The 13,693-nt window shown below is 72.1% G+C and carries 15 protein-coding genes; 13 read left to right on the top strand and 2 right to left on the bottom strand.

The features are described 5' to 3' along the window. The first annotated feature begins 50 nt into the window (after positions 1 to 50). From AC07AB_RS27235 to AC07AB_RS27200, 8 genes are read left to right on the top strand one after another with little or no spacing between them, the layout of a single operon-like run. Positions 51 to 1,538, top strand: coding sequence for a 2-hydroxymuconic semialdehyde dehydrogenase (locus tag AC07AB_RS27235; RefSeq protein ID WP_478571814.1), 1,488 nt, complete (start codon positions 51 to 53; stop codon positions 1,536 to 1,538). Beyond that, positions 1,535 to 2,371: a 2-keto-4-pentenoate hydratase gene (locus tag AC07AB_RS27230; protein ID WP_478571811.1), complete on the top strand. Its 837-nt coding sequence runs from the start codon at positions 1,535 to 1,537 to the stop codon at positions 2,369 to 2,371. Before AC07AB_RS27235 ends, AC07AB_RS27230 begins: the two co-directional genes overlap by 4 nt. Next, entirely contained in the window at positions 2,368 to 3,303 is a 936-nt protein-coding gene (locus AC07AB_RS27225) for an acetaldehyde dehydrogenase (acetylating) (RefSeq protein ID WP_478571808.1), read from the top strand. Before AC07AB_RS27230 ends, AC07AB_RS27225 begins: the two co-directional genes overlap by 4 nt. Next, a complete protein-coding gene (dmpG, locus tag AC07AB_RS27220) occupies positions 3,300 to 4,352 on the top strand; it encodes a 4-hydroxy-2-oxovalerate aldolase (protein ID WP_478571805.1) in 1,053 nt (350 codons plus the stop codon). Before AC07AB_RS27225 ends, dmpG begins: the two co-directional genes overlap by 4 nt. Further along, a complete protein-coding gene (locus AC07AB_RS27215; protein WP_478571802.1) occupies positions 4,349 to 5,143 on the top strand; it encodes a 2-keto-4-pentenoate hydratase in 795 nt (264 codons plus the stop codon). Before dmpG ends, AC07AB_RS27215 begins: the two co-directional genes overlap by 4 nt. Continuing rightward, a complete protein-coding gene (locus AC07AB_RS27210; RefSeq protein WP_478571800.1) occupies positions 5,136 to 5,573 on the top strand; it encodes a RidA family protein in 438 nt (145 codons plus the stop codon). The genes AC07AB_RS27215 and AC07AB_RS27210 overlap by 8 nt, the downstream gene beginning before the upstream one ends. After that, positions 5,570 to 6,094: a 3-hydroxyanthranilate 3,4-dioxygenase gene (locus AC07AB_RS27205; RefSeq protein ID WP_478571797.1), complete on the top strand. Its 525-nt coding sequence runs from the start codon at positions 5,570 to 5,572 to the stop codon at positions 6,092 to 6,094. Before AC07AB_RS27210 ends, AC07AB_RS27205 begins: the two co-directional genes overlap by 4 nt. 3 nt (positions 6,095 to 6,097) lie before the next feature. Continuing rightward, a complete protein-coding gene (locus AC07AB_RS27200; RefSeq protein ID WP_478571794.1) occupies positions 6,098 to 7,102 on the top strand; it encodes an amidohydrolase family protein in 1,005 nt (334 codons plus the stop codon). A gap of 36 nt (positions 7,103 to 7,138) precedes the next feature. Here the strand turns inward: AC07AB_RS27200 and AC07AB_RS27195 are convergent, their stop codons facing one another. Beyond that, entirely contained in the window at positions 7,139 to 7,552 is a 414-nt protein-coding gene (locus AC07AB_RS27195; RefSeq protein ID WP_478571791.1) for an ankyrin repeat domain-containing protein, read from the bottom strand. A 389-nt stretch (positions 7,553 to 7,941) separates the two neighbouring features. Between AC07AB_RS27195 and AC07AB_RS27190 the strand changes: the two genes are divergently transcribed. Together AC07AB_RS27190 and AC07AB_RS27185 are read left to right on the top strand one after the other, a co-directional pair. After that, positions 7,942 to 8,136 (top strand): hypothetical protein, encoded by a 195-nt coding sequence (locus tag AC07AB_RS27190; protein WP_030882634.1) that lies wholly within the window; start codon positions 7,942 to 7,944, stop codon positions 8,134 to 8,136. A gap of 86 nt (positions 8,137 to 8,222) precedes the next feature. Then, entirely contained in the window at positions 8,223 to 9,794 is a 1,572-nt protein-coding gene (locus AC07AB_RS27185; RefSeq protein ID WP_478571789.1) for a P-loop NTPase family protein, read from the top strand. Here the strand turns inward: AC07AB_RS27185 and AC07AB_RS27180 are convergent. Next, on the bottom strand, positions 9,782 to 11,278 hold the full coding sequence (locus AC07AB_RS27180) for an SCO1417 family PLP biosynthesis transcription factor (protein ID WP_478571787.1): 1,497 nt from the start codon (positions 11,276 to 11,278) through the stop codon (positions 9,782 to 9,784). The two genes, AC07AB_RS27185 and AC07AB_RS27180, sit on opposite strands and share 13 nt — an antisense overlap. Positions 11,279 to 11,408: 130 nt before the next feature. Here AC07AB_RS27180 and yczE point away from each other — a divergent pair, with 130 nt between their 5' ends. From yczE to AC07AB_RS27165, 3 genes are all read left to right on the top strand, one after another. Beyond that, positions 11,409 to 12,116, top strand: coding sequence for a membrane protein YczE (gene yczE / locus AC07AB_RS27175; RefSeq protein ID WP_478571784.1), 708 nt, complete (start codon positions 11,409 to 11,411; stop codon positions 12,114 to 12,116). Beyond that, a complete protein-coding gene (locus AC07AB_RS27170) occupies positions 12,116 to 12,883 on the top strand; it encodes a glycerophosphodiester phosphodiesterase family protein (protein ID WP_478571781.1) in 768 nt (255 codons plus the stop codon). Before yczE ends, AC07AB_RS27170 begins: the two co-directional genes overlap by 1 nt. Before the next feature lie 306 nt (positions 12,884 to 13,189). Then, positions 13,190 to 13,564 (top strand): RNA polymerase-binding protein RbpA, encoded by a 375-nt coding sequence (locus AC07AB_RS27165; RefSeq protein ID WP_478571779.1) that lies wholly within the window; start codon positions 13,190 to 13,192, stop codon positions 13,562 to 13,564. Positions 13,565 to 13,693: the final 129 nt, after the last annotated feature.

The following is a 13,693-nucleotide window of genomic DNA, read 5'->3' as shown; positions in this document are numbered from 1 at the left end:
GACTCAAAGAGCATTGGTGGAGCATGGGGGGATGTTTCTAGGCTCGGGGCATGTCGAGCTCAGCAGCGAATGCACCAGCGAGGACCCCGTCCGTACACAACTTCATCAATGGCTCGTACGTGCCCGGAGTGCGCACCTTCGACAAGGTGAGCCCGGTCGACGGCTCCCTGGTCTCCCAGGTGCACGAGGCGGGCCGGGAGACCGTTGACGACGCTGTCAAGGCCGCCCGCCGCGCCCTTGACGGCAGCTGGGGACGGATGTCCGTGGCGGACCGGGCCCGGCTGCTGCGCCGGGTGGCGGACCGGATCGAGGCGCGGTTCGACGACTTCGTCGCGGCCGAGGTCGCGGACACCGGCAAGCCGGAGGCGATGGCCCGCACGCTCGACGTGGCCCGCGCGCACGCCAATTTCCGGTCCTTCGCGGACACCATCTCGGCCACCGGGCTCGACTCGTTCCTCACCGAGACGGCCGACGGCGGGCGGGCCCTGAACTACGCCGTGCGGGGTCCGCTCGGCGTGGTCGCCGTCATCGTCCCCTGGAACCTGCCGCTGCTGCTGCTCACCTGGAAGGTGGCCCCGGCGCTGGCCTGCGGCAACGCCGTGGTCGTCAAGCCGTCGGAGGAGACCCCGGCCACGGCGACGCTGCTCGGCGAGGTGATGGCCGAGGCGGGCGTGCCCGACGGGGTCTACAACGTGGTGCACGGCTTCGGGCCGGACTCGGCGGGCGAGTTCCTCACCACCCACCCGGGCATCGACGGCGTGACCTTCACCGGGGAGTCCAAGACCGGTTCGGCGATCATGCGCGCGGTCGCCCCGCTGGTGCGGCCGGTCTCCTTCGAGCTGGGCGGCAAGAACGCCGCCGTGGTCTTCTCCGACGCCGACCTGGAGCGCACGGTCGACGGACTGGCCCGTTCGGTGTTCACCAACACCGGCCAGGTCTGCCTGTGCACGGAGCGGGTGTACATCCAGCGGGAGATCTTCGATGACGTGGCCGCTGGTCTGACGGAGCGCGCCAAGGCGCTCAGGCTCGGCCGCCCCGAGGACCCCGCGACGACCACCGGTCCGCTGATCTCCCAGGCCCACCGCGAGAAGGTGCTCTCCTACGCCGCGCTCGCGCGGGAGGAAGGCGCCACGGAGCTGACCGGCGGCGGGATCCCGGCCATGGGCGGGGAGCTGGACGCCGGCGCCTGGATCGAGCCGACGCTGTGGACCGGGCTCGACAACTCCGCGCGGACCCTGCGCGAGGAGGTCTTCGGCCCTGTCGCCGCCCTCGTCCCCTTCGACACCGAGGAGGAGGCCGTCGCGCTCGCCAACGACACGGACTACGGCCTCGCCTCGTGCGTGTGGACCACCAACCTCGAACGCGGTCACCGCGTCGCCCAGCGGATGCGGGTCGGGATGTCCTGGGTGAACACGTGGTACCTGCGCGATCTGCGCTCCCCGTTCGGCGGCTCGGGCCTGTCCGGCGTCGGCCGCGAGGGCGGCACGCACTCGCTGCACTTCTACACCCAGCCCACCAACGTGTGCGTGCAGCTGTGAGCGCCGCCGACACCGCCCGCGCCGTGGAGCGGCTGCGTGCCGCCGAAACCTCCGGCCGGCCGTGCGCGCCCGTACGGGATCTGCTCGGGGCTACGGACCAGGACGCCGCGTACGCCGTGCAGGCCGCCGCCATCGAGGCGCGGGTGACCGACGGGGCCCGTCGTATCGGCCGCAAGATCGGGCTGACCTCGAAGGCCGTGCAGTCCCAGTTCGGGGTCTTCTCCCCCGACTTCGGGGTGCTGCTCGACGACATGGTGTACGCGGACCGCGAACCGATTCCGCTGGAGCGGTTCCTGCAGCCTCGGGTCGAGGCCGAGGTGGCGTTCGTACTCGGCGCCGACCTCGACTCGCCGACGACGCACGTGGCTGACGTGCTGCGCGCGACCGAGTTCGTGCTCCCCGCCCTGGAGATCGTCGACTCGCGGATCGCGGACTGGGACATCAAGATCACCGACACCATCGCCGACAACGCCTCCAGCGGGGCCCTCGTGCTGGGCTCGACGCCGCGCCGGGTGGACGCGGTCGATCTGCCGGCCACCGGCATGGTGCTCGAACACCGCGGCGACGTCGTCTCGGTCGGCGCCGGTGCGGCCTGCCTGGGCACGCCCGCGGCGGCCGTCGCCTGGCTCGCCCGCGCCGTCGCCCGGCACGGCCACCCGCTGCTCGCCGGCGAGGTGATCCTCTCCGGCGCGCTCGGCCCGATGGTCCCGGTGCACGGCCCCGGCAGCTACCGGGCCCGGCTGGACGGCCTGGGCGCGGTGCACGCCGTCTTCTCCGGATCGGCCGGACCCACCGCCGATACGGACTCCCCCGAGGAAGGAACACGCCCATGACGGTCCCCGTCGCGATCATCGGTTCGGGCAACATCGGCACCGACCTGATGTTCAAGATCAAGCGGCTGTCCACGCAGCTGCACCTCGCGGCCATGGTCGGCATCGACCCGGCCTCCGACGGGCTGGCGCGCGCCCGGCGGATGGGCGTCGCGACCACGCACGAGGGCGTGGACGGGCTGCTGAAGATGGACGAGTTCGCGGACATCGAGGTGGTCTTCGACGCGACCTCGGCCGGCGCCCACGCCCGTAACGACGCCCTGGTGCGCGAGCACGGCAAGCTGATGGTCGACATGACGCCCGCGGCCATCGGCCCGTACGTCGTGCCGCCCGTCAACCTCGACGCCAACCCGGAGGCGACCAACGTCAACATGGTCACCTGCGGCGGCCAGGCCACCGTGCCGATCGTCGCGGCGGTCTCGCGGATCGCGCCGGTGGCGTACGCGGAGATCGTGGCGTCGATCGCCTCGAAGTCCGCGGGGCCCGGCACCCGCGCCAACATCGACGAGTTCACCGAGACGACCTCGGCCGCGATCGAGCAGGTCGGCGGGGCCGAGCGGGGCAAGGCCATCATCGTGATGAACCCGGCCGAGCCGCCGCGGGTCATGCGGGACACCGTCTTCTGCCTGATCGAGGACGCCGACCCCGACGAAGCGGCGATCAGCGCCTCCGTAGACGCGATGGCGGCCCAGGTGAACGAGTACGTACCCGGTTACCGGCTCAAGCAGGCCGTCCAGTTCGACCCGGTCGACGAGGCCCACCTCCCCGTACTCGGCCGGGCGTTCCGCGGTACCAAGGTGTCGGTCTTCCTGGAGGTGACCGGGGCCGGGCACTACCTGCCCGACTACGCCGGAAACCTCGACATCATGACGTCGGCCGCACTGCGCACCGCGGAACGACTGGTCGAACTGCGCCGAGGAGCGATCACCGTATGACCACCACCGACCCCCACGAGGTGTACGTACAGGACGTCACCTTGCGCGACGGTATGCACGCCGTGGGCCACCGCTACACCACCGAGCAGGTCGCGACGGTCGCCGCGGCGCTCGACGCCGCCGGCGTCGACGCGATCGAGGTCTCGCACGGCGACGGGCTCTCCGGCCACAGCGTCACCTACGGGCACGGGTCCCACACCGATGACGAGTGGATCTCCGCGGCCGCCTCGGTCGTCAAGAACGCCAAGCTGACCACGCTCCTGATCCCCGGCATCGGGACCGTGGAGGACCTCAAGCGCGCCCACTCCCTCGGCGTCACCAGCGTCCGGGTGGCCACCCACTGCACCGAGGCCGACGTCGCCCAGCAGCACATCGGCTGGGCGCGCGAGAACGGCATGGACGTCGCGGGCTTCCTGATGATGAGCCACCTCAGCTCGCCGTCCGACCTCGCCGCCCAGGCCAAGCTGATGGAGTCCTACGGCGCGCACTGCGTCTACGTCACCGACTCCGGCGGCCGGCTGACGATGACCGACACGGCCGAGCGGGTACGGGCGTACCGCGAGGCGCTCGACGACGCCACGCAGATCGGCATCCACGCCCACGAGAACCTCTCGCTCAGCGTCGCCAACAGCGTCGTGGCCGTCGAGAACGGCGTGTCCCGGGTGGACGCCTCGCTCGCCGGGCAGGGCGCGGGGGCCGGCAACTGCCCCATCGAGGCGTTCGTCGCCGTCGCCAACCTCATGGGCTGGACCCACGGCTGCGACGTGTTCGCCCTCCAGGACGCGGCCGACGACCTCATCCGTCCGCTGCAGAAGCGGCCGGTGCGGGTGGACCGGGAGACCCTGACGCTCGGATACGCGGGGGTCTACTCCAGCTTCCTGCTGCACGCCGAGCGCGCCGCCGAGCGGTACGGGCTCGACACGCGCGAGATCCTGCTCGAACTCGGCCGGCGCCACATGGTCGGCGGGCAGGAAGACATGATCATCGATGTCGCGCTCGACCTGGCCGGCGCCAAGTCCGCGACAGCCCCGGCGGGAGACCCCTCATGACCAGCGCCACCGACATCACCGAGCTCGCCATGCTCCTGGACGCCGCCGCCGAGGCCGCGGCCCCCACCGCGCAGCTCACCTCCGAGTACAAGTTCTCGCTGGAGGACGCGTACGAGATCCAGCGCGAGCTGGTCGCCCTGCGGTGCGCCCGCGGCGACTCCCTCTCCGGCGTCAAGCTCGGGTTCACCAGCCGGGCCAAGGCGCAGCAGATGGGCGTGGACGACGTCATCGTCGGCCGGATCACGCACGGGATGCGGATCGCGGACGGCGGCGAGCTGGACTTCGCGCGCTACTGCCACCCCCGCATCGAGCCCGAGGTCGCCTTCCGGCTCGGCGTCGAGGTGGACCCCCGGGACGAGACGCTGGACGCGGAGACCGTCGTCGAGGCGGTCGCGCCCGCGCTGGAGGTCATCGACTCCCGGTACCGCGACTTCCGGTTCACCCTGGAGGACGTGGTGGCGGACAACACCTCCGCCGCCGCGTACGTCATCGGCTCCTGGACCGAGTACGGGCGCGCCGGCGACCTGGCCAACCGGGGCGTGACCCTCGACGTGGACGGCGAGGTTGCCGAGACCGGCTCCACCGCGGCGATCCTCGGGCACCCGCTGCGCGCCGTGCACGCCGCGCAGCGCATGGCGCGCACGTACGGGCTGACCATGCCCGCGGGCACGGTGATCCTGGCCGGTGCGGCGACGGCGGCCGTGCCGCTGAAGCCGGGGCGGTTCGTGGAGGCCACCGTGACGGGGCTGGGCAGCGTCGGCCTGCGGGTCAGCGGTGACGCCGATGTCTGAGTCGCTCGTCGTGGCGGGCAAGGCCACGCCCCGGGGGAAGTTCCCGCATGTGAAGGTCGTCGGCGACCTGGTCTTCGTGTCCGGTACGAGCAGTCGGCTGCCCGACAACTCGATCGTGGGCGCCGAGGCCGACGAGATGGGCGCGACCCGGCTCGACATCAAGCAGCAGACCCGCGCGGTGATCGAGAACATCCGCGACGTGCTGGCCGCGGTCGGCGCGGATCTGTCCGATCTCGCCCAGGTGACCTGCTACCTGGTCAACATGAACGACTTCGCGGGCTACAACGAGGTCTACGCGGAGTACTTCGACGAGCACGGCCCCACCCGGACGACGGTCGCCGTGCACCAGCTGCCCCACCCCCACCTGCTGATCGAGATACAGGCGATCGCACACCTCAGCCGTGACCGCCGACCCGAGGAGGGACGATGAGCTCCATTCCGCCCGTCATCAATTTCCCGCGCTGGATCGAGGAGCACGAGCACCTGCTCAAGCCGCCGGTCAACAACAGGCAGGTGTGGGAGCCCATGGGCGACTTCATCGTGCAGGTCGTCGGCGGGCCGAACGAGCGTACCGACTTCCATGTAGACCCGTACGAAGAGTGGTTCTACCAGGTCAAGGGCGATATCCACGTCAACCTGCGGACCGACGCGGGAATTGAGCGCGTCGACATCCGCGAGGGCGACATGTGGATGCTGCCGCGGAACATCCCGCACTCGCCGCAGCGCCCCGAGCCGGGCTCGATCGGCATCGTCATGGAGCGCATCCGCGAGGAGGGCACGCTGGAGAAGTTCCAGTGGTACTGCCCGAACTGCCTGGAGCTGGTGCACGAGGTGGAGTTGCAGGTAAGGGACATCGTCAAGGACCTGCCGCCGGTCTTCACCCAGTTCTACGAGAGCCAGGAAGAGCGCACCTGTCGCGCGTGCGGGACGTACCACCCGGGCAGGGGCTGACCGATGAGCGTCATCGACATCCACACCCACTACGTGCCGCGCGGCTGGCCCGATCTCGGCGCCGAAGCGGGCGGCACGGGCTGGCCCTCGCTGCGGATCGAGAGCGAGCGGGACGCCATGATCATGGTGGGCTCGAAGGAGTTCCGCCGGATCGGCTCCGACTGCTGGGACGCCGAGGTGCGGCTGGCGGACATGGCCGCCGACGGCGTGGACCTCCAAGTGGTCTCCCCCACCCCGGTCTTCTTCTCCTACAGCCGCCCCGGCCCCGAGGCGCTGAAGGTCTCCCGCATCTTCAACGACCTGGCCCTGGACATCTGCTCCCCGGCGCCCGACCGGCTGCTGCCGTTCGCCCAGGTGCCGCTCCAGGACCCGGAGGCGGCCTGCCGCGAGCTCGACCGGTGCCTGGCGGCCGGCCATGTGGGCGTCGAGATCGGCAACCACGTCGGCGACCAGGACCTGGACTCCGCGGGCGTGGTGATGTTCCTCCAGCACTGCGCGGACGTCGGCGCCCCGGTCTTCATCCACCCCTGGGACATGGCGAACTCGCCGCGCCTGGACCGCTGGATGGCGCAGTGGCTGACCGGTATGCCCGCCGAGACCCATCTGTCGATCCTCGCGATGATCCTCGGCGGCGTCTTCGACAAGGTCCCGGACACCCTGCGGGTGTGCTTCGCGCACGGCGGCGGGTCGTTCGCGTTCTGGCTGGGCCGGATGGAGAACGCCTGGCACGGGCGGAGCGACGTCATCGCCACCTCGCAGTTCCCCCCGTCGCACTACCTCGACCGGTTCAGCGTGGACTCGGTGGTGTTCGCGCCGGAGCCGCTGCGGCTGCTGGTGGACACGCTGGGCAGCGGCCAGGTGATGGTGGGCAGCGACTATCCGTACCCGCTGGGCGAGCGCCCGGCGGGATCGGTGGTCCAGCGCGCCGAGTTCCTCGACGCCGACGCGAAGGCCGCCATCCTCGGCGGCAACGCGCGGCGGTTCCTGAATCTCGGAGCGGCGCGGTGAGATAGGCCGGGGCCGGGGGAAGGCCCCGGCCCGCGGTCAGTGGTCTTCGAACAGGGCGAGGAGGTCGCCCCGTTCGAAGACCTTCGCCGTTTCGATGGCCGAGGGCGATCCGGCCGACGGGTCCGCGCCGCCCTCGACGAGGAGGCGGACGACCTCGGCCTCGCCCTTGAAGACGGCTCCGGCCAGGGGGGTCTGGCCGCGGTCGTTGGGCACGTCGGGGTCGGCGGCACGGTGCAGGAGGGACGCCACGGTCCCGGGGTGGCCGTGGTAGGACGCGAGCATGATGAGGGAGTCGCCCGAGTCGTTGGTGAGGTTCACCGGGACTCCGGCGTCCACATAGGCCGCGAGCGTGTCGGTGTCGCCGTGCCGGGCCAGGTCGAAGACCTTCGCCGCGAGTTGGAGCACCTCGGGGTCGTGGGCGGGCTCGGTCGCTGGGGGCTGTTCACTCATCGCTGGTCATCCTCCGGCTGCTGCGCCTTGGCATGGGCTCCGTCCCACCCTACGGCCGGGGGCCCGTCCGGCGTCCGGCTCCACGCGCGCTCTCTTACTACCCGCGGCCCCTCGCCGTGTGCGTGAGCGTCCGGTTGCGCCCGTACGGGTGATTCGCGAACGTTCCGGGCCACCGCCGTATGGGAGGCGACGGGCCCGGCATTGATCGCCGCAGCTCGCGGGTCCCGGCCGGTTCTCCGGTGTTTCCGGTGTCCTGACCAGCGCTCCATTACAGGCATTGGGGTGACTTTGATGATGAATCACCCATTCGCCCCTTTTACCGCATAGGCACTTTCTGTGAGGCTGGAAGAACTCATGGTGACCGTCCCCCATCACCCAGGAGAAACCCCATGATCCTCACCATCTCGGGCGTCGTTCTGCTCGGTGTCATCGTGTTCCTCTTCTTCCGCAAAGACGGCCTCAAGGCGTCCCACGCCCTCGTCTGCGCCCTCTTCGGCTTCTACCTCGCGGGCACCGCGATCGCGCCCAGCATCAAGGCCGGCGGCGCCAGCCTCGCCAGCCTGCTGGGCGGGCTCAAGTTCTGAAGGCCCGTCCAGCCGACCGGGACCGGGCACCCCAGGAGCTCGCTCCGAGCCGCCCGCAACCACATCACGACCAACTGGAGACCGACGTGGGCCGGCGACCGCTCCCCCGCATCCTGACCGCCAGCGCTCCGATCGTCCGCGGCCGCGAGTACGCGCGCACGGCCGCCGACAGCGCCGCCGATGTGCTGCACCCGCTGATCACCATCGTGCGGGGCCTGCACGGGCTGGCCGCCGCCGGACGGCGCAGGTGGGCGGCGACCCCCAAGGAACGGCGCGGCCCCATGCTGTTCGGGCTGGCCCTCTGCGTGCTCGCCCTCGCGCTGATGCCGTACGGGCCACCGCTCGCCCTGGTCGCGCTGATGGCGGCCGCGGCGTGGACCGGGCGGGGCCGCGCCCCCGCGGACATCGGGCCGGGCGAGGCCGAGGCCGAGCGGCTGCAAGCGCTGTACGACGCCCTCGTGCCGTACTTCTCGGCCGCGGAGGACCCCAGCCCGCTCTACGCGCACGGCGGCGGCTGGGAGGACGTCTTCAGCGCGTACGAATTCGACGGCGACGGGCGGCTGACCGGCCTCCGACTGCGCTATCCGGCCCACTTCACCGACGGCGAGGCCGAATCCCGTGCCAGGATCGAGCAGTTGCTGCACGCCAAGTCCGGCCGGGGCCGGGAGTACCTCTTCGACTGGGACGAGGAGGGCAACCGGCTGCTGCTGAGCGTCCTTCCGGCGCTGCCGACCGACATCTGCGCCCAGCGGTTCGTGACCGCGCCGGGTGAGACCGTGCTCGGTTTCACCGACCCCTCCGGCATGCCCCGGACCCTGCCGGTCGCCGACGGCGAGGGGACCCGCGACGCGCCCCCGGTGGTGTGGCGCACCGGGGCGCGCTCCACGGAGCCGCATCTGCTGGCCCTGGGCCAGCCCGGCAGCGGCACCACGACGCTGCTGCGCTCGATCGCGCTCCAGGCCCTGCACCACGGCGACGCGCTGATCATCGACGGCGGCGGCACGGGCGAGTACGCGTGCCTGTCCGGGCGCGAGGGCGTGCTGGCCGTCGAGTCCGGCCTCGCGGGCGCCCTCGCCACGCTGGAGTGGGCGGCGCACGAGACGGAGCGGCGGCTGATCGCCGCCAACCGGGCCCGCCAACTGGGCGGGCCAATCCCGCATGACGTCCGCCGACCGCTGTGGATCATCGTGGACCGGCCGAGCGTACTGAGCCATCTCGCGGCGGCCGACGGCCGGAGCGAACCGCAGAACCTGCTGCACGTGCCGCTGCGGCACGGGCGCGCGGCCAACGTCACAGTCGCGGTGGCCGAGCAGTTCGACGCGGTGGAGACGCTCTGCGCCCCGGTCCGCACCCACGCCCGCGCCCGGGTCGTGCTCGGCCCGGTCACGGTCGGGCAGGTACGGACGGTGCTCGGCGTGCCGCCGCACACGACGCCCGCCCGGGAGGTGCCGCCCGGTCGCGGTTACGCCCGGCTCGGCACCGGCCCCGTCCACCGGCTCCAGGTACCGGCCACGCCCGACCCGTACGACGAGGAGACGAGCGAGGCGCAGCGGACGGCCGTGCTGGCGTTGCTTCCGCGGCGCACGGCAGCGGACGCGGCGTCCGCTGCCGAGGCGTGCCCCGGCGGCGACGAGCCGCTGCCGGTTCAGGCGACGTAGCTCCGCGGGGCCTCGGCCGTCGCCCCGGTCGCCACGAGGCGGGCCGCGGCGGCGAGCCGGACCGCGGCCTCCTCGGCGACCGGTCCCGCGACGGTGAACGGCAGCCGCACATACCCCTCGAAGGCGCCGTCGACGCCGAAGCGGGGGCCGGAGGGCACGCGCACGCCGAGCCGCTCCCCCGCCTCGGCGATGCGCGAGCCGGACAGGCCCCCGGTGCGGGTCCACAGGGTGAGGCCGCCGTGCGGGACGGTGAACTCCCAGTCGGGCAGATGGCGCCGGACCGCGGCGACGAGCGAGTCGCGGTTCTCGCGCGCCTGCGCGCACCGCAGGCCGACGGACTCGTCCCAGCCGTCGGTGGTGAGCAGCCAGGTGACCGCGAGCTGTTCGAGTACAGGCGTGCCGAGGTCGGCGTAGGCGCGGGCGGCCACGAGGCTGCGGATGACCTCGGGGGCCGCGCGGACCCAGCCGATGCGCAGCCCGGCCCAGAACGACTTGCTGACCGAACCGACGGTGATGACGGTGCTGCCCGCCGGATCGAAGGCGCAGACGGGGCGGGGCCGTTCGACGCCGGGGTCCAGACACAGTTCCGACATGGTCTCGTCGGCCACCAGGACCGTACCGGCGGAGCGGGCGGCCTCGACGAGCCGGCGGCGCTGCCCCTCGGGGGCGAGCGCCCCGGTGGGGTTGTGGAAGTCGGCGACGACGTAGGCCATCCGGGGCGCGGCGTCGCGCAGGACCTGGCGCCAGGCGGGGATGTCCCAGCCCGCGAGGGCGTCGGCCATGGCGACGGGCACGAGGCGGGCGCCGGTCTCGCGCACCAGTTGGAGGACGTTGGCGTACGAGGGCGACTCGACGGCGACGCGCTCACCGTGGCCCGCGATGAGGCGGCAGATGGCGGCGACGGCGCCCATGGCACCGGTGGTGACCATGATCTGTTCGGGCATGGTCGGTATGCCGCGGGCGGTGTAGTGGTCGGCGATGGCCTCGCGCAGCACGGGGAGCCCGGCCGGGAAGTCGCCGTGGGTGCGGGCGTAGGGCGGCAGTTCTTCGAGGGCGCCCTGGAAGGCCCGGGTGAGCCAGGGTTCGGGCGCGGGCAGGGCCGCGCAGCCGAGGTCGATGACGGAGGCGGCGGACTCGGGCGGCAGCGGGTCGAGGCCGCGGGTGGGCAGCGGCTTCCCGGCTGGCACGGAGGTCCAGCTGCCGGCGCCGCGGCGGGATTCGAGGAACCCCTCGCCGCGCAGGGCCTCGTAGGCGGCGGCGACGGTGGTGCGGCTGACGGCTAGGGCGGCGGCGAGTTCGCGTTCGGCGGGGAGCCGGGCGGCGACGGGCACCCGGCCTTCGAGGATGAGCAGCCGGACGCCGTCGGCGAGGGAGCGATAGGCGGGTACGCGACGGACGCCTGGTGTCCCGGCGGCGCGGGCATGCTGCGATCCGAGGAGGCGCGCGAGTTGTGGGGAGCCCACCGCTGAGGTCCACTGGCTCATCAGTTGCGGTCCACCTTTCGGAGATTGGCCATGGATCATGAGATGCACCAGGCCACAGGGTGTCACGAAGCAGGCCACTTCACCACTGTCCACCAGCCGTCACCGCCGGTCATCACCCGAGGAGCCTTCGTTGACCACAGCGACCGCATCGACCGCATCGACCGCATCGACCGCATCGACCCGAGGGAGGACGCCGGTCTGGCGGCGGCTCGTGCGGCTGTACGCCGGGCTGGCGCTGTACGGGGTGAGCGCGGGGCTGCAACTGCGCGCCGGACTGGGGCTCGCGCCGTGGGACGTGCTCAATCAGGGCGTCGCGCGGCACACGGGCATATCGATCGGCACGGCGTCGATCGCCATCGGCGCGCTGGTGCTGCTGCTGTGGGTGCCGCTGCGGCAGCGCCCCGGCCTCGGGACGGTCTCGAACGTCCTGGTGGTCGGCCTGATGATGGACGCGACCCTGAGCGTGATGCCGCAGCCGCACACGCTGTGGGCGCGGGTGCCCCTGCTGGCGTTCGCCGTCGCGCTGTGCGGCGCGGCCACCGGGCTCTACATCTCGGCGCGGTTCGGCGCCGGCCCGCGTGACGGCCTGATGACCGGGCTGCACCGGCGCACGGGACGCTCCCTCCGCTTGGTGCGGACCCTCATCGAGGTGACCGTACTGGTGACGGGCTTCGTGCTGGGCGGCTCCGCCGGGGCGGGCACGGTGCTGTTCGCGCTGGCGATCGGCCCGCTGTCGCAGTTCTTCCTGCGCCGCTTCGAGGGCGCCGGCGCGGGCGGCGGGCCTTCCGTGGTGGGCGCGCGCGGCGGTGCCGCGGAACGCGCGATACTGCCGCGGTGATGCCCGTACGCCACGCCTTCCTCGATCATCCGACGCCGCTCGCCTTCGCCCACCGGGGCGGTGCGGCGGACGGCCTGGAGAACACCGCGGCCGCCTTCCGGCGGGCGGTGGACGCCGGATACCGCTATCTGGAGACCGATGTGCACGCCACGTCGGACGGGGCGCTCGTCGCCTTCCACGATCCGACGCTGGACCGGGTCACGGACGCGCGCGGCGAGATCGGCGCGCTGCCGTGGCGGGCGGTGCGGCGGGCGCGAGTGGGCGGCACCGAGCCACTGGCGCTCTTCGAGGAGCTGCTGGAGGAGTTCCCCGGCGCGCGGTGGAACGTCGACGTCAAGGCGGAGGCGGCGCTGGCGCCGCTGCTGGACCTGGTCGGCCGGGCGGACGCCTGGGACCGGGTGTGCGTCGGCTCGTTCTCGCACGCCCGGATCGTACGGGCGCGGCGGCTGGCCGGAGAGCGGCTGGCGCATTCGCTGGGCACGCGCGGCGTGGTGGGGATGCGGCTGCGCTCGTACGGGCCGGGGCGGGCCTTGGGCCGGCCGGCGGAGGCGGTGTGCGTGCAGGTGCCGGAGTACCAGTCGGGGGTGCGGGTGGTGGACCGGCTCTTCGTCCGGCACGCGCACGCCCGCGGGCTCCAGGTCCATGTGTGGACGGTGAACGAGGCGGAGCGGATGCGGGCGCTGCTCGATCTCGGGGTCGACGGCATCATGACCGACCGTCTCGCCACGCTGCGGGACGTACTGGTCGAGCGGGGCGCGTGGACCTGATCAAGCCTCATCAGGCCGGAAGATGAACATCCAGTTCCGGTCCTGATTTAGGGCTTGGGCGGCTGGGCCGGTAGTGTACGCCTTTGGCCCACCGGGCGGACCGTTACTGCGCGCTGAAACGGTGCAAACACAGGGTGACATCTGCTGCCAGATGTGACAAACCGGGCGCAGGTGGGTACAACAAGGGGCGGCACGACGGGCGACGCATGTCCCGCAACGGGAATCTTCACCGCCGACCGGACGTTGACCGGATGACGACGACAGCGACACCTGTCCTGTGGGCGACAAGCCCGGGAGGCACGATTCATGAGTGAGCGAGCTCTCCGCGGTACGCGACTCGTGGTTACCAGCTACGAGACCGACCGCGGCATCGATCTGGCCCCGCGCCAGGCGGTGGAGTACGCATGCGAGAACGGACATCGATTTGAGATGCCGTTCTCGGTAGAGGCGGAAATCCCGCCGGAGTGGGAGTGCAAGGCGTGTGGCGCCATGGCACTCCTGGTGGACGGCGATGGGCCGGAAGAAAAGAAGGGCAAGCCTGCGCGTACGCACTGGGACATGCTCATGGAGCGACGCACCCGCGAGGAGCTGGAGGAGGTGCTGGCCGAGAGGCTGGCCGTGCTCCGCTCCGGTGCCATGAACATTGCCGTGCATCCGCGGGACAACCGCAAGTCCGCCTGAGGGCGGCATACCGATTGATCACGAGGGCCGGGGGACCCCCCGAACCGTGGGGCACACCCCCCCACCCCCACTCGACTCACCGAACCCCTTTCCCCGGAGCCCCCCCTCCGCTCCCGGTCCTGCTCAGTT

Source organism: Streptomyces sp. NPDC044033 (assembly GCF_056434425.1).
The sequence above is the reverse complement of the archived record's forward strand: the minus strand, read 5'-3'. Positions and strand labels throughout refer to the sequence as shown.